The organism is Streptomyces hundungensis (genome assembly GCF_003627815.1).
GTDB lineage: Bacteria > Actinomycetota > Actinomycetes > Streptomycetales > Streptomycetaceae > Streptomyces > Streptomyces hundungensis_A.
Map to the genome: position 1 here is coordinate 1,211,983 of NZ_CP032698.1, position 14,484 is coordinate 1,226,466.

The 14,484-nt window shown below is 71.3% G+C and carries 11 protein-coding genes and 1 pseudogene; 3 read left to right on the forward strand and 9 right to left on the reverse strand.

Annotated features, from left to right (window positions below; all coding sequences use genetic code 11):
- Window positions 1-54 precede the first annotated feature (54 nt).
- On the reverse strand, window positions 55-1,500 hold the full coding sequence (locus DWB77_RS05485) for a glyceraldehyde-3-phosphate dehydrogenase (RefSeq protein ID WP_120720160.1): 1,446 nt from the start codon (window positions 1,498-1,500) through the stop codon (window positions 55-57).
- 76 nt (window positions 1,501-1,576) lie between these two features.
- The gene (locus DWB77_RS05490) at window positions 1,577-3,784 is read right to left on the reverse strand and encodes an RICIN domain-containing protein (protein ID WP_342777916.1); all 2,208 of its coding nucleotides are present in this window, start codon (window positions 3,782-3,784) and stop codon (window positions 1,577-1,579) included.
- A 494-nt stretch (window positions 3,785-4,278) separates the two neighbouring features.
- Here DWB77_RS05490 and DWB77_RS05495 point away from each other — a divergent pair.
- The 3 genes and pseudogenes from DWB77_RS05495 to DWB77_RS05505 all read left to right on the forward strand — a co-directional run bounded on the left by DWB77_RS05495 (window position 4,279) and on the right by DWB77_RS05505 (window position 7,450).
- A pseudogene (locus tag DWB77_RS05495) lies at window positions 4,279-5,234 on the forward strand (hypothetical protein).
- A 156-nt stretch (window positions 5,235-5,390) separates the two neighbouring features.
- Window positions 5,391-6,842, forward strand: coding sequence for an amino acid permease (locus DWB77_RS05500; protein WP_120727400.1), 1,452 nt, complete (start codon window positions 5,391-5,393; stop codon window positions 6,840-6,842).
- Window positions 6,843-7,045: 203 nt separating this feature from the next.
- Entirely contained in the window at window positions 7,046-7,450 is a 405-nt protein-coding gene (locus tag DWB77_RS05505) for a DUF779 domain-containing protein (protein ID WP_120720162.1), read from the forward strand.
- 10 nt (window positions 7,451-7,460) lie between these two features.
- On the opposite strand, the gene DWB77_RS05510 is transcribed toward DWB77_RS05505, so the two are convergent.
- The 7 genes from DWB77_RS05510 to DWB77_RS05540 form a co-directional block, all read right to left on the reverse strand.
- Window positions 7,461-8,636, reverse strand: coding sequence for a winged helix DNA-binding domain-containing protein (locus tag DWB77_RS05510; protein ID WP_120720163.1), 1,176 nt, complete (start codon window positions 8,634-8,636; stop codon window positions 7,461-7,463).
- Window positions 8,633-8,827 carry a hypothetical protein gene (locus DWB77_RS05515; protein WP_120720164.1) on the reverse strand — a complete coding sequence of 65 codons (195 nt, stop codon included), beginning with the start codon at window positions 8,825-8,827 and terminating at the stop codon, window positions 8,633-8,635. The genes DWB77_RS05510 and DWB77_RS05515 overlap by 4 nt, the downstream gene beginning before the upstream one ends.
- Window positions 8,828-8,953: 126 nt before the next feature.
- Window positions 8,954-9,823 (reverse strand): phosphatidylinositol-specific phospholipase C/glycerophosphodiester phosphodiesterase family protein, encoded by an 870-nt coding sequence (locus DWB77_RS05520; RefSeq protein WP_120720165.1) that lies wholly within the window; start codon window positions 9,821-9,823, stop codon window positions 8,954-8,956.
- Between the two features lie 184 nt (window positions 9,824-10,007).
- Window positions 10,008-10,682 (reverse strand): ABC transporter ATP-binding protein, encoded by a 675-nt coding sequence (locus DWB77_RS05525; RefSeq protein WP_120720166.1) that lies wholly within the window; start codon window positions 10,680-10,682, stop codon window positions 10,008-10,010.
- A gap of 469 nt (window positions 10,683-11,151) precedes the next feature.
- Window positions 11,152-12,270, reverse strand: coding sequence for an acyl-CoA dehydrogenase family protein (locus DWB77_RS05530; protein ID WP_120720167.1), 1,119 nt, complete (start codon window positions 12,268-12,270; stop codon window positions 11,152-11,154).
- Window positions 12,267-13,448 carry an acyl-CoA dehydrogenase family protein gene (locus DWB77_RS05535; RefSeq protein ID WP_120720168.1) on the reverse strand — a complete coding sequence of 394 codons (1,182 nt, stop codon included), beginning with the start codon at window positions 13,446-13,448 and terminating at the stop codon, window positions 12,267-12,269. The genes DWB77_RS05530 and DWB77_RS05535 overlap by 4 nt, the downstream gene beginning before the upstream one ends.
- Complete coding sequence (locus DWB77_RS05540) at window positions 13,445-14,413, reverse strand: NADPH:quinone oxidoreductase family protein (protein WP_120720169.1); 969 nt, start codon at window positions 14,411-14,413, stop codon at window positions 13,445-13,447. The genes DWB77_RS05535 and DWB77_RS05540 overlap by 4 nt, the downstream gene beginning before the upstream one ends.
- Window positions 14,414-14,484: the final 71 nt, after the last annotated feature.

Genomic DNA, 14,484 nt, shown 5'->3' on the forward strand with positions numbered 1-14,484 from the left:
GGGCGACCCGATGGCGCGCATCGGGTCGCCCCTAGGGCCCGCGGGTGGGTCCGGTCAGAGCACCGGCACCGGGTAGGTCGGGTACTCGACGCCCGAGACGTGCTGGACGACGCGGATGACCTGGCAGGAGTAGCCGAACTCGTTGTCGTACCAGAGGTAGAGGATCGCGTTGTCGCCGTCGACCTTGGTGGCGCCCGCGTCGACGATCGAGGCGTGCCGCGAACCGATGAAGTCGCTGGAGACGGCGTCGGGGGCGGTGGTGAAGTCGATCTGGCGCTTCAGCGGCGAGGTCAGCGACACGTTCCGCAGGTAGTCGAGGACCTCCTCGCGGGTGGTCTCGCGCCCGAGCCGCAGGCTGAGGATCGCGATGGAGACGTCCGGCACCGGCACCCGGATCGAGCTGCCGCTGATCGGCGCCTTGAGGTCGGGCAGCGCCTTGGCCACGGCCGAGGCGGCACCCGTCTCGGTCATGACCATGTTGAGCGGCGCCGAACGGCCCCGGCGGTCCGCGCTGTGGTAGTTGTCCAGCAGGTTCTGGTCGTTGGTGAACGAGTGGACGGTCTCCACGTGGCCGCGCAGGACGCCGTACTCGTCCGCCATCGCCTTCAGCGGCGGGACGATCGCGTTGGTGGTGCAGGAGGCGCAGGACAGGATCTGCTCGTCCGGCTTGATGGTGTCGTGGTTGACGCCGTGGACGATGTTGGGCACGTCGCCCTTGCCCGGAGCCGTCAGGACGACCTTGTCGATGCCGGGGCGCAGGTGCTTGGAGAGGCCCTCGCGGTCGCGCCACTTGCCCGTGTTGTCGATGAGGATGGCGTTCTTGATGCCGTACGCCGTGTAGTCGATCTCCGAGGGGGCGCCCGCGTAGATCACCTTGATCTCGTTGCCGTTGGCGATGATCTTGTTGTTCGCCTCGTCGACGGTGATCGTGCCCTGGAACTGACCGTGGATGGAGTCGCGGCGCAGCAGCGAGGCGCGCTTGACGATGTCCTGGTCCCCGCCCTGACGGACGACGATGGCCCGCAGCCGCAGACCGTTGCCGGAGCCCGCCTTCTCGATGAGGAGGCGGGCCACGAGGCGGCCGATCCGGCCGAAGCCGTAGAGGACGACATCGCGCGGCTCGCGACGCTCGATCTTGTTCTCGCCGGTGGCGCCGACGACGGCGTCCGCGGTGAACTCCGCGACCGTCAGGCCGCGGTCGTCCGCCTTGTACGTCGCGGCGAGCATGCCGATGTCGATCTGGGAGGGGCCGAGATCGAGGGTGGTCAGAGCCTGCAAGAAGGGCAGCGTCTCGGTGACCGAGAGCTCCTCGCCGGCTATCTGGCGGGCGAATCGGTGGGTCTTCAGAAGGCTGACCACCGACTTGTTCACCAAGGAGCGGCTGTGCAGCAGGACCGTCACGTCCCGCTCGCGGTGCAGCTTCCCGATGATGGGGATCATCGACTCCGCGATCTCCTCGCGGTTCTTCCAGTTGGTGAACGAGTCGTCATTGACAGTCACAGGTTCATCTTTCGAGCTAGGCGGCGCTCATATGCTAACCCCCCTTCGATTTTGATCGTTCAAGTGGTCCTCGCGGTCAGCCCAGCGTCCAGCGCTGGAGGGCCGAGCCGGTGTCCGGCTGCTGGGTGACCAGGGCTCCGTCGGCTCCCGAGGCGGTGGTGAGCAGCAGCCCGCCGGCCTTCGAGGCGAGGGTGTAGCCGCCGCCGGGTGCCGCGGTGATCACCCAGCGCTGGTTGGCGCCGCCGGTGCAGGCCCACTGGATCACCTTGGCCCCGGCCGCGGTGGAGCCCCCGCTCACATCGACGCACAGCTTCGACTCGGCGTTCACGATCCGGTAGCCGCCGTCGGGTTGCCGGGTCAGGATCCAGTTCTGGTTGCTTCCTCCGTTGGGGCTCCAGGTGACGAGCTGGGTGCCCTGGGTCGTGGAGTGGCCGGGGTCGTCGAGCGACTTGCCCGAGGCCGTCAGGGTGTGGGTGCCGTCGAGCGGTCCGCCGGGCGCGGCGCCCGTGGGGGTCAGGGTGAGGGTCTGCTCGCCGGCGCTCCGGGAGCCGCCGACCCCGCTGCCCGTGGTGTTGGTCCAGGTGCGCGTCGGCGTGGTCTCGGCGAGGCGTCCGTCCTGCGCGGACAGGCCGATGACCAGCCCGCTGTGGCGGTTGACCAGCCGGTAGGACCCGGTGTTGGCCACCGGCACGACGAACCACTGCTGTCCGACCGCGGGGCCGCCCGGGCCGGCCGCCGTCACCGTCGGCTTCGCACCCCAGGCGCGTCCGGCCTTGGTGGTGGGGACGCCGAGGAGCCCGCCGGTGGAGGCGTTGGTGATGCGGTACGAGCCGTCGCCGTCGGAGGTGAACACCCAGGATTCCAGGGCCGATCCGGTGGCCCGGGCACCCGAGGTGGTGTCCGCGGTCCCCGCCGCCTGGGCGAGGACCCGGCCGTCGCCGTTGCCGATCCGGTAGGACCTGCCGAGGTCGAACGGGGGTGCCGCGGGCGTCGAGGAGTCCACCGTGACGTCCACGTACTCGCCGTCGGCCCCGCCCTGGCAGTCGATGGAGCAGTAGGAGCGGAAGGTCTTGCCGACGATGGTGGAGTTGGTGCGGTTCGCCCCGTCGAGGAACCAGCGGTACCAGGAGTTGTTGGTGTAGCCGCCGGTGTCGCCGATCAGATGCCACTTCTGGCTCGCGAGGTCGTCGGTGGCGTAGAAGCGCTGCGGCGCGGTGCCGTTCACGGCCTCGGGCTCGCCGATGTAGAGACCGAGATGGGCGTCATAGGCGATGTTCATCACGAACAGCGGTGATCTGGGCGGGAGTTGGCCCGCCGCTATCTGCTGGCTCACGGTGCCGGGGTTGGCCGGGTCGTAGTCGCCCGCGACGGGTGTGTACCCGGTGGTGCTCGACGCGTCGACGGGCACCATGTTGCTCTCCAGGCCGCCGACGCCGGGCTGCGTCCAGTGGCCGTCGTACCACTTCTGCCAGGAGCCCCGGGCCATCTTCGAGGAGATCGGCGACCGGGCCACATGCGCGAGGCTGTCCTGCCAGTTGCCTCCCTTGGCGACGATCCGTGAGCCGTAATAGACGTAGAAGTAGCCCGACTTGGTGTCGACGAACAGGCGCTGGTCGCCGTCGCCGTAGGAGTACGTCTCGTTCGGGAACTGGGCGGTGTCGCCGCGCCGGGTGCTGTACGGCGAGGTGATGGCGTGGTCCTTGATGGTCCAGGTCCGGCCCTGGTTCTTCGAGACGGCGTAGTCGATCGCGTCGAAGTGGATGCCGTCGTTGAAGGGGGCCGGGGTGAACTCGTTGTGCACCAGGCCGTACCAGTCGCCGGTGTCCGGGTCGACCCACACCCCCGACAGGTCGCAGTAGTTCTTCTGCGAGTAGCCCGCGTTGCCGACCGCGTACGTCGCCTCGCGGCCGGTCGGGCTGTTGTTGCAGCGCCAGGTGGTGTCGTTGTTCTTGTCCTGGGCGTTGGCGGGGTCGACCGCGTCGCTGATCGCGCCCGACCGGGTGGCGCCGTCCATGTCGGCGCCCGTGAAGAATTCCCAGTAACGGGGGTCCTTGGCGCCGTACAGCGCGGCGGACTGCTGGAAGTAGAAGGTGCCGTCCTTGTCGATGTAGGTCGAGGCCGGGGTGTCCGTCGGGTGCGCGTACGGCACGGGGGAGCCCACGCCGATCGTGTAGCCGGCGTCGGGGGCCGCCACCGCCGCCGCGGGGGGCGCGACGGTGGCGGCAAGTGCCAGCACGGCGGCGCCGACGGCCGCGGCGGCTGCTCTGAAGGCGGTGGAGGACACGGGCACTCCTTCGGTGGGGGCCCCACGGGTGTGGGGCGGTGACCGGTGCTCGGCGGTGGCGTCGCCGACCGCGTGCTGGGCAGTCTGTGCAGCGGGCGAGCCACCGTCCACGGACATCCGTCGGCCGGGCTTGGACTTTTGTCACCGGCCCGCCACCGAGGCGTAACCGCAGGCCCGGGGCTTGCGCGGGCCATGGCACCGACCCGACCCCGCACGAGCCTCGCGTGAATATGCCAGATGCATACTCACGCCGAAGGAGCGGGAATGCGCCACCGAAAACTGACTCGGAGCCAATGAATTAGCGGGACCCCGGACGCTTCCCTAAAAGGCACGGAACAATATATTCCGGGCGGCGAGTTTCGATACGCCTAAGGGATGAGTAAGGTGTGGGTCGCTGTCGGTGAACCTGCGTAAGCGCTCGGGCTCCGGCGGAATTCCGCATGGCTGGAATTCATAGGGCGCAGGGTGTCGTCTGCGGGGACGGGGAGAGGATCGTGGCTGCCGGCTCGTTCGAGGGACACTACGTGTGGCATCCGGCGGCCGACGATCGCGAGCTGGCCCGCGCGTGCACGGACGTGCGCGCCGGACGCTACCTGGGCGCCCACAACGTCCTCAAAGAAGCGCGCGGCGACTACGAGTTGCGCGCCCACCGCTCGCTCGTCCTGGCCTCGGAAGCGGCCGACTCCGACCTGGCGGAACGCTGGATGGCGGAGGAACCCGGCCCGGAAGCAGCCCTGTTGGGGGCGCGGGTGGCCATGATCCGCGCCCTGCGCATGGCCGACGCGGGCGACTCCCGTGCCGACACCCTGTTGCGCATAGCGCAGGCTGCCTGTGTGCGGGCCGCGCGACTGCTGCCCCAGGACCCGACCCCGTGGGTGGCCCAACTCGCCCTGGCCCGCATCGACGGACCCCGGGACCCGGCCCCCGGGGCCTGTTGACGGCGCCGGCCGGGCCGTGGCAGATGTTCTCCCACGTCCTGCGGCTGGACCCCTGGCACCGCGAGGCCCATCACCGCTTTCTGGCTTGCTTCTTCACCCGGCACGGCGGGTCGGCGAGCGCGCGCTGGGACGTCGCCTCCTTCCTCAGCCACCGGGCACCGGCCACCTCCCCGCTGCGCCTGCTTCCGCTGGTCGCACTGGTCGAGGACTACGACCCGAACGCGCTCCTCGCGGATCACACCTGGCAACAGCCGCAATGGGCGACCACCACCATGAGCATTTACCACAACTGGTTTCCCCAGGCGGCCAGTTACCGGTTCACTCCGGTCCTCGATCTGGCTTATCTGGCGCACGCCCTGTTCATGGCGAAGCGCGAATTCGAAGCACGGGAAGTCCTCACGGCCATGGGCCCCTACGCCTCGCGCATGCCCTGGAGCGTGTTCGGCGATCCCGGGGAACAGCTGACCAGGGCCAGGCGGTCCTGCGGACTTCCGACCCCCGCGCCTGCCTGACCACCACCGGGCGACCACGGCCCGGCCGCGACCCACGCGTCTTTTCACTCCCGAGGAAAGGTTGCTCCTGTGTCCGACCAGAAGTCCCGCACGCGTCCACCGAGCAGAGCCAAGGAACCATCCGTGGCGTTCGACGACGACGCCACCCTGCACGCGATGGGATATCCCCGGAAACTCACCCGGCGATTCCATGCCTTCGACAATTTCGCGATATCGTTCACCATCATCAACATCATTTCCGGAATCTTCTCCGCATTCGGCTTCGGAATGGGGGCCGGGGGTCCCCGTATTCTCATTTTCGGCTGGATCGGCGTCTCCGTCATGGTGCTGTTCGTGGGCGCCGCGATGGGTGAAATCGCGTCGGCCTACCCCACCAGCGGGGCGCTGTACTTCTCGGCGGGCAAGCTGGCCAAGCGTCATCGCGGCGCCTGGTCCTGGTACACGGGATGGCTGAACTTCGTCGGTCAGGTCGGCGGCACCGCCGCGACCAACTACGCCGCCGCCACTTTCATCCAGGCGTTCATCACGATGCAGTGGCCCTCCTACGAAGGCACCCCCCAGCAGACCGTCGGCATCGCCACCGCGATCCTCCTGGTGCAGGCGCTCGCCAACACCTACACCGTGCAGCTGGTCGCCGTGGTGAACCGGATCTCGGTGTGGTGGCTCCTGATCGGCATGGTGGTCATCGTCGTCGCCCTGACCGTGAAGCCCTCCTCGCACCAGCCCGTCTCGTTCGCGACGCACTTCGTCAACAGCACCGGCTTCGACAACGGCCTGTACGCCGCGATGCTGGGCCTGCTGGTCACGAGCTGGACGTTCACCGGCTTCGACGGCAGCTTCCACATGTCCGAGGAGACGGTGCGGGCCACCGTCAACACGCCCAAGGGCATCATGCGGGCGATCATCTACTCGGCCCTTGCCGGGCTGGTCCTCATGCTGGCCCTGGTCTACGCGATCCGGGACTACGCGGCCGAGATCGGGGCGGCGGCGCCGCCGGTCCAGATCCTCGTGGACGCGCTCGGCATGGGTACCGCCAAGCTGCTCCTGCTGATCGTGATCGGGGCCATGCTGTTCTGCGGCCTCGCCAACATGACCAGCAACACCCGGCAGATCTTCGCCTTCTCGCGCGATGGGGCGATGCCCGGATCGCGCTGGTGGCACTCGGTGTCGCTGCGCACCCGTACGCCCGTCAAGGCGGTGTGGCTGGCCGCGGCCTGCGCGCTCGTCCTGATCATCCCGGGCTGGTGGTCGCACACCGCGTTCACCGCCATCGTCAGCGTCAATGTGGTGGGCCTCTACCTGGCGTACGGCGTGCCGATCTTCCTGCGGCTGCGCCTGAAGGACTTCGAGCCGGGACCGTGGAACCTGGGCCGCTACGGCAGGCCGGTCGCGGCCGTCGCCGTGGTGTGGATCGTGCTCAGCAGCGTGCTGTTCATGCTGCCGCAGGTCTCCCCCATCACCGTCGACTCGTTCAACTACGCCCCGATCGCGCTCGGTGTGGTGCTGCTCATCGCCACCGTCTGGTGGTTCGCCAACGCCCGGCGCCGCTTCCAGGGTCCGGTCAGCTACGGCAGTCCCGATGAGGTCGCCGCGATGGACCTCATCTGACCCGCTGTGTCCTCACCCCGGGCGCCGGGCCCTCAACTCCCTGGGGAGTCAAGGGGGTCCGGCCCCGGAGGTCGACAGCGCAACGCCCGCCCGAGGGGGTCGCAACCCACGCGCAACCCCGAGCGTGGTGAGCTGGGCACCAGGACCCGCACGACACCGCCCGTCGGGGGCCGGTGCGTCCGGGCCGCAGGAGCGAGGCCGAGATGACGCCCGCAGAGCACCCGCAACCGAACGCCCCGGCCGACCCGGCCAGCCCGGCCGTTGAACTCACGCCCGCCGCAGCCGAATTGATCCGCGTGCTGAGCGCGGTCCACGGCCCCCTGATGTTCCACCAGTCGGGCGGCTGCTGTGACGGCAGCGCTCCCATGTGCTACCCCCGGGGCGAGTTCCGTACCGGGGGCTCGGACGTACTCCTCGCCTCGCTCGCGGTGGAGGGCCTCGACGAGCCCGTGCCGTTCTGGATCTCGGCGAGCCAGTACGCGCTGTGGCGGCACACCCGGTTGATCGTCGACGTGGTGGAGGGCCGCGGCAGCGGGTTCTCGCTCGAAGCGCCGGAAGGGGTGCGGTTCCTCATCCGGTCGCGACTGGTCCGACAACCCGCTTCCTGAGGTCCGCCCGCTAGGAGGCGAGCCGCCGCTCCAAGGGGGTGCGGAAGCTCGGCTTGACGCGGACCTCGGCGAAGAACGAGGCCAGCCGCTCCGCCTCGCCGGCGATGGCCGAGCGCGCGTCCCGCCCCACGCCGTCCGTCACGAGCAGTTCCGTGACGATCTCGCCGTCGGCCCGCTGGGCCCATCCGCCCACCACGCGTCCGTTCCACCACACGGTGGGCCCGATGTTCCCGTTGGTGTCGAAGAGTTGGGGCGTCAGGGCGGCGTCGACGTACCAGTCGCGCAGGCGCCAGCCCATCGGAGTCGGGTCGAGCGCGGGGAGGAGCGCCGCCCAGGGCCCCGGCTCGGCGGGGGCGTCGAGCTGGGCGGGCAGGGCGTGGCCCGGGCCCTCGTCGAGGTCGACCTCGACCGCTTCGGTACGGGCCAGCGCCTTGCGGGTGTCGGTGAGGGTCCAGCCCGTCCACCACTTGACGTCCTCGGTGGTGGCGGGGCCGAAGGAGGCCAGATAGCGCGCGGCGAGCTCCGCCTTCGCCTCGTCGAGCGGCAGTTCGGGGTGGGGTTCGGCGGGGATCCAGCGGTACTGGCTGGAGGCCCAGGATCCCAAGGGGCGACCGCGCCGGATGCGCCCCTCGGCGGCCATCACGCCGAGGAAGCGGCTGGTGATGCGCGGCCGGGCTTCGTACGGCTTGCCCTCGGCCTGAACGATTACTGACTTCAAGTCCGGTACGAGCTCGGCGAGTTGGGCCGCCGTCGCCTCACCGCTTTTGTGGAGTGCGGCCAGGACCGCCGCCTCGGTCGCGGCGAACCAGCGGTCGTCGAAGCCCAACTGCTCCTTGATGACCTTGGCGAGGTTCCTGCGCTCACGGGCGGCCACGGCGCGCGCGGTCGACGCGTCCACGACGGGCGCGAGGTCGCGCGGCACCACGAACATGGTGCGCCGCATGCAGAGCATCCGCACCAGCGTGTGGTCCCCGTACAGTGCGCGCTCCAGGTCCGCCACGGCAGGGTTCTTCAAGCGCGCGGCGGCGGCGAGGTAGACCGAGGCGGGGTCGGTGGCGTGGAGTCCGAGCACCGCCTCGGCGACCGCCTCCGGGGTGCTCGCACGGGCGGCGGGGGCGAGCAGATGGCGGGCGCCCAGGCGGGCGCGCCGCTCCTGGACGGTGATCTTCCGGCGGGCCTTGGTCATGGCTTGAGGCTAGCGACCACACCCGCCGTGGCGTCGAGCCCGTCCTGGATGGTGGTGGCCATGCTCGTGCCGGCCAGGAAGAAGCCGAGCAGCACGCAGACGACGGCGTGGGACACCTTGAGCCCGCCGCTCCGCAGGAAGATCACCGCGAGGACCACGAGCAACAGGACCACCGAGATCGAAACAGCCATGACGACCCTCCTCCGCCGCACCGGACGCACGGCATTCGCGCGACAGTGTGGCGGAGGAGGCGCCGCCGACCGGCCCAAGACATGTCCGCCGTACGGGTGTTGACTGCGCGTGACCCCGCGCCGCCGTCACCCGCCGTTGGCGTGGCGGAGGAAGGCTTCGAGTCCCGCGAGGTCGTCGGTGTTGAACCAGTCGAGGCCGGCGGCATACAGCTCGCGCCACAGGGCGTCCCGTTGAGGTCCGGCGAGGTCCGGAGTGGCCCAGAACCGCAGACGGCGATGGTCGGCGTGGGCGCGGGCCACCAGGTCACGCAGCCGGGCGCGTTCGTCCGCGGGGAAGGGTCCGGCGCCGGTCCAGGTGAAGTGGTCGGTCCAGGACTCGCTGATGAGCGGGATGAACGAGGCGGTGGCCCCCGACCCGAGGTCGTCGAGCCGCCCGTCGTAGAAGGCGTACCGCACCGGCTGCGCCTCCATCGGGACGCGGGCGCCACGGTCGCCGGACACGACAGGGGTGACGGCTCCTGCGCGTACGCGTCCGTGCGCGCAGGAGCTGAGGAGTGCGCGATAGGGGCGCAGCCGCCGGTCGAGTTCGCGGTAGGTGGCCGCGCCCTCCGTCTTGATGTCGACCAGCAACTGGAAGGAGTGGCGCCAACCGCCGTAGACGGAGCCGCCGTTGGCCCGGACCAGCCGTCGGAGCGGATCGAGGTAGAGCGACTCCAGGGTGCGGCTGGGGTCGAGTTCGGTGGGGTCGTGACCGACGAGAAGACGGCCCTCCACGAGGAAGATGTCGGCCTCGACGCTGGTGAAGCCGTGCGCGAGGGCGTCGTAGAGGGGGTGGGTGTGTTCGTAGTCGTTGTGGGCGTGGGTGCGGGGCACGGGCCGGGGCAGGGGCCGGGGCCCCGAAGGACGCCCGGCCGCGCGGGCGGTGCCGGCCAGGGCGGGCACGGCGAGCGCCGCGGCGAGGGTGGCGACGGCAGTGCGACGGGTCGGACGGTCCATGGGTACGCTCCTGGGGACGACGGACGGGCGCGACCGAGTATGCGACGCGGGCCCCGCAACGGGCGCTCCCCTGCCGAGAGTTGGCCGGACCTTCCCCCGTCCGACACACGGCGTTTCGGATGCGGGGGCCGACACCCCGGTTGCTGTCCTGTCGGCGCGTGAACCGGCTCCGAGCCCGCCCGCGTCAGAGCGGATGGGCGTCCGACGGCGGAGATGACCAGCTGACCGTACGGTCGCACCAGCGGGCGAGCACGGCCGGGTCGGGGCCCACGGCCAGCAGGGACGCCTGAGTCCCTCGGCGGTAGGCCTCGACGGCGGCGATCAGGGCGGCGGCCGTGGCGGCGTCCAGGGCCGCGGTCATGTCGTCGCAGATCAGCAGGCGTGGGCGGAGCACCAACGCCCGTGCGAGGCAAGCGCGTTGGAGGTCGCCGTCACTGACGTCGCGGATGCCGCGCGTCAGGAGGTCGCCGCCGAGGCCGACCGCCTGGGCGAGTTCGTCGACCCGCTCGCGGATCTCGATGCGCCGACCGGTCGCCCGGAGCGGCTCGGCGACCAGGTCGCGCAGGCGCAGCCTCGGGTCGGTGGCGGAGAGCCGGGGCGCCTGGAGGACGACGCCCACGGTGGTGCGCAGGGCGCGCGGGGCGCGGTGGCGGTAGTCGGTGACGGTGGTGCCGTCGAGGACCACGGTCCCCGCGTCGGGGCGGTGCAGCAGCGCGGCGACCCGGGCGAGCGTGGACTTGCCGCAACCACTGGGCCCGAGAAGGCCGACCGCCTCGCCCCGGGCCACGGCCAGGCTCATGTCCCGCACGACGGGGCGGCCCCGCTCGTAGCCGGCGGTGATGTTGCTGAGCTCCAGCACGGCTGGGGTCCTCCCCGGGGGGCGTGGTGACAGGCGGTCCGGCCGCACACCGCGGCCGGATGCCGCGGAACGCGTCCGCCCGCTCGCGGCGGGGTGTGCGGGCACACCCCGCCGGGAGTTCCCCCGGCCCCGGCGGGTTGCCGGGAATCCAGGCCGAAGGAACGTTCCGGCAGGCCATCGAGCAGACCACGAGCCTACGGGTGGTGGATACCCGGCTCGCCGAAGGGCCTGGTGACATCGGCGAGTTTCTCGGCCCGCCCCGCCGAGTACACCTCGGCGCCCGTTTCCGTGACCCTGTCACCCCCCGGGGACCTCGGTCGATCAGCACCGGCGCTTGGCCGCCGTGGACGGCGCGGCAGGACCCGCCAAGCCGGCCGGCCCGCGCAAGCACCCCATGCGGACGACGGACGGCCCCGCTCCGCGTGGGCGACGCGGAACGGGGCCGGGGTGGGGCGGGCGAGCTTGCGTGTCAGGGCGTCGGCAGATCGACGAGTTCGGCGATCGCGGCGCGGTGCTCCCCGGCCGAACCGAGGGCGATCTGCGCGGACTTGGCGCGCTTCAGATAGAGATGGGCGGGATGTTCCCAGGTCATGCCGATGCCGCCGTGCAGTTGTACGCACTCCTCGGCCGCGTGCACCGCGACCCTGGCGCAGTACGCCTGGGCGACGGCCACCGCGAGCGCCACCTCCGGACTGTCGGTGGCGAGGGCGTCGGCGGCGTTGCGGGCGGCGGCCCGCGCCGAGACCACCTCCAGCCAGAGCTGCGCCATCCGGTGCTTGAGCGCCTGGAAGGAGCCGACCGGCCGGTTGAACTGCTTGCGCTCGCGGGTGTACGTCACCGTCTCGGTCAGGCACCACTCGGCGACCCCGAGCTGCTCCGAGGCGAGCAGCCCGGCCCCGGCGAGCAGAGCGCGCCGCACCGCGACGAGCGTGGCGTCGGGGCCGGCCAGGAGGGTGCCGCTCACGCCGTCGAGGGTGACCGCCGCGAGCGGGCGGGTCAGGTCGAGCGGGGTGAGCGGGACGACGGCGGCCTCGGCCGCGTCCACGGCGTACAGGCCCTCGGCCGTCGGCACGAGCAGCACATCGGCGGTCGCGGCGTCGGCGACCGCCGAGACGGTCCCGGCGAGCGTTTCGGGAAGCCGAACCGTGTGCGGGCCCACCGAGAACGGCACCACGAGGGCGGCCGTGCGATGACCGGACGCCAACTCCCTTACCAGGGAGGCCACTTCAGCGACCTCGGCGTCCAGGGCCAGAAGCGTCTCGGTGGCGATGACGGCGCTGGTGAGGAACGGGACCGGCGCGACGGCGCGGCCGATCTCCTCCAGGACCACGGCCGCCTCCCGGTGCGAGGCACCCTGGCCGCCGAGCTTCTCCGGCACGAGCAGCCCCGCGAGGTCCATCCGGGCGCCGAGCGCACGCCACAGCTCCGGGTCGTACGGCGTGTCGGACTCGGCGCGGGCGAGCACGGTGGGGGCGTCGGCACGGTCGGCGAGCAGGGCGCGCACGGCGGCCCTGAGATCGTCCTCGGCCTCGGAGTACAGCAGGTCGGGGGTGGTTTCCGTGCCGGTCTGTGCTGTCTGCGCCTTCATCGGGCCAGGTCCTTCCAGGCGACGTCCTTGTCGTTGCGCGGCTCGGCGGGCAGACCGAGGACGCGTTCGGCGACGATGTTCAGGAGCACTTCGCTCGTACCGCCCTCGATGGAGTTGCCCTTCGAGCGCAGATAGCGGTATCCGGCGTCGCGGCCGGTGAAGTCGACCAGTTCGGGCCGGCGCATGGTCCAGTCCGAGTACAACAGGCCGTCCTGGCCCAGGAGTTCGACCTCCAGACCGCTGATCTCCTGGTTGAGGCGGGCGAAGGCCAGCTTCATCCCTGAGCCCTCGGGGCCGGGCTGGCCGGCGACGAGCTGCTGGCGCAGCCGCTCGCCGGTGAGGCGGGCGACCTCCGCCTCCACCCACAGCGTGAGCAGGCGCTGGTGCAGATCGTGGGTGCGCAGCTCGGGCCGCTCGCGCCAGGCGCGGGCGACCGGGCCGATCATGCCGCCCTCGCGCGGAATGCGCATGCCGCCGATGGAGACCCGCTCGTTCATGAGGGTGGTCTGGGCGACCTTCCAGCCTTCGCCGACCTCGCCGAGCCGGTGGGCGTCGGGGATGCGTACGCCACTGAGGAAGACCTCGTTGAACTCGGCCTCGCCGGTGATCTGGCGCAGCGGCCGCACCTCGACGCCGGGGTCGGTCATGTCGCAGATGAAGTAGCTGATGCCCCGGTGCTTGGGCAGGCCGGGGTCGGTGCGGGCGATGAGGATGGCCCAGCGGGCCAGGTGGGCGCTGGAGGTCCACACCTTCTGCCCGTCGACCACCCAGTCGTCCCCGTCGCGCACGGCGCGGGTGCCGAGCGCCGCGAGGTCGGAGCCGGCGCCGGGCTCGCTGAACAGCTGGCACCACACCTCCTCGCCCACCCACAGCGGGCGCAGGAAGCGCCGCTTCTGCTCCTCGGTGCCGTACGTGAGGACGGTCGGCGCGGCCATGCCGAGGCCGATGCCGATCCGGCGGGGGTCGTTGTCCGGCGCTCCCGCCGCCGCGAGCTCGGCGTCGACGACGGTTTGGAGGGAGCGCGGCGCGTCGAGGCCACCGAGGCCCGTCGGGTAGTGCACCCAGGCGAGCCCGGCGTCGAAGCGGGCCTTGAGGAAGTCGAGGGGCTCGGTGGTGGCGGGCGGGTGCGCGGCGAGCAGGGCGCGGGTGCGGGAGCGAAGTGCTGCGGCGTCGGTCATCGGTCGGCTCCGTCCGGAAGGACGACCAGGCGCCCGGTGGTCGTGCCGTCGGCGACGCGCTGCACGGCGGCCGCGGCGTCCTTGAACGGGACCCGCTCGCTGATGAGCGGTTTGATCGCGCCGTCGGCGGCGAGCTTGGTCAGCCGCTCGTGGCAGCGGGCGATCGAGGCCGGGTCCTTCTGCGCGTACAGACCCCAGTGCAGGCCGACGATCGAGTAGTTCTTCACCAGGGCGTGGTTGAGCGCGGGCGCCGGAACGGAGCCGCTCGCGAAGCCGACGATCACGATCCGGCCCTCGAAGGCGACGCACTTGGCGGACTTGGCGTACGCGTCACCGCCCACGGGGTCGTAGATGACGTCCGCGCCGCGCCCGGCGGTCGCCTCCTTGACCGCGGCCACGATGTCGTCGGTGCGCCGGTCGATGACCAGATCGCAGCCCAACTCCCGTGCCACAGCGGCCTTTTCGGGACCGCCCACCACGCCGATGACGCGGGCCCCCGCCGCCTTGCCGAGCTGTACGGCCGCGCTGCCCACTCCCCCGGCGGCGGCGTGCACGAGCAGCGTCTCGCCCTCCTGGAGGTGCGCCCGGCGGTGCAGCCCGAACACTCCGGTCTGGTAGCCGATGTGCAGGGCCGCGGCCTCGGCGTCGTCAAGCGCCTCGGGCGCGGGCAGCAGCGCCGCCTCGTCGGCGACGACGTACTCGGCGAGCCCGCCGTGCGGCAGCGCGGGGTTGGCGATCACCCGGCGGCCGTCCTCGGTCTCACCGCAGATCTCGACGCCCGGCGTGAACGGCAGGGGAGGTCGGATCTGGTACTGGCCGCGGCAGAGCAGCGCGTCGGGGAAGTTGATGTTGGCGGCGCGCACCCTCAGCAGCACCTGGCCCGGGCCCGGCACGGGCCGGTCCACCTCGTCGAGCCGCATCACCTCGCCCGGCTCGCCGTTCTCGTGCACTCGCCATGCCTGCATTCGGGGCCTCCACACGCCGGGCGCGATACGGCTGAGTACCGCTGAGTACGTTCCATGCTCCGACGGCATAC

Excerpts from the sequence above, each read along its gene's own strand:
- DWB77_RS05500 (WP_120727400.1), top strand. The coding sequence starts at position 5,391 with ATGGGATATCCCCGGAAACTCACCCGGCGATTCCATGCCTTCGACAAT.
- DWB77_RS05505 (WP_120720162.1), top strand. The coding sequence starts at position 7,046 with ATGACGCCCGCAGAGCACCCGCAACCGAACGCCCCGGCCGACCCGGCC.
- DWB77_RS05510 (WP_120720163.1), bottom strand. The coding sequence starts at position 8,636 with ATGACCAAGGCCCGCCGGAAGATCACCGTCCAGGAGCGGCGCGCCCGC.
- DWB77_RS05515 (WP_120720164.1), bottom strand. The coding sequence starts at position 8,827 with ATGGCTGTTTCGATCTCGGTGGTCCTGTTGCTCGTGGTCCTCGCGGTG.
- DWB77_RS05520 (WP_120720165.1), bottom strand. The coding sequence starts at position 9,823 with ATGGACCGTCCGACCCGTCGCACTGCCGTCGCCACCCTCGCCGCGGCG.
- DWB77_RS05530 (WP_120720167.1), bottom strand. The coding sequence starts at position 12,270 with ATGAAGGCGCAGACAGCACAGACCGGCACGGAAACCACCCCCGACCTG.
- DWB77_RS05535 (WP_120720168.1), bottom strand. The coding sequence starts at position 13,448 with ATGACCGACGCCGCAGCACTTCGCTCCCGCACCCGCGCCCTGCTCGCC.
- DWB77_RS05540 (WP_120720169.1), bottom strand. The coding sequence starts at position 14,413 with ATGCAGGCATGGCGAGTGCACGAGAACGGCGAGCCGGGCGAGGTGATG.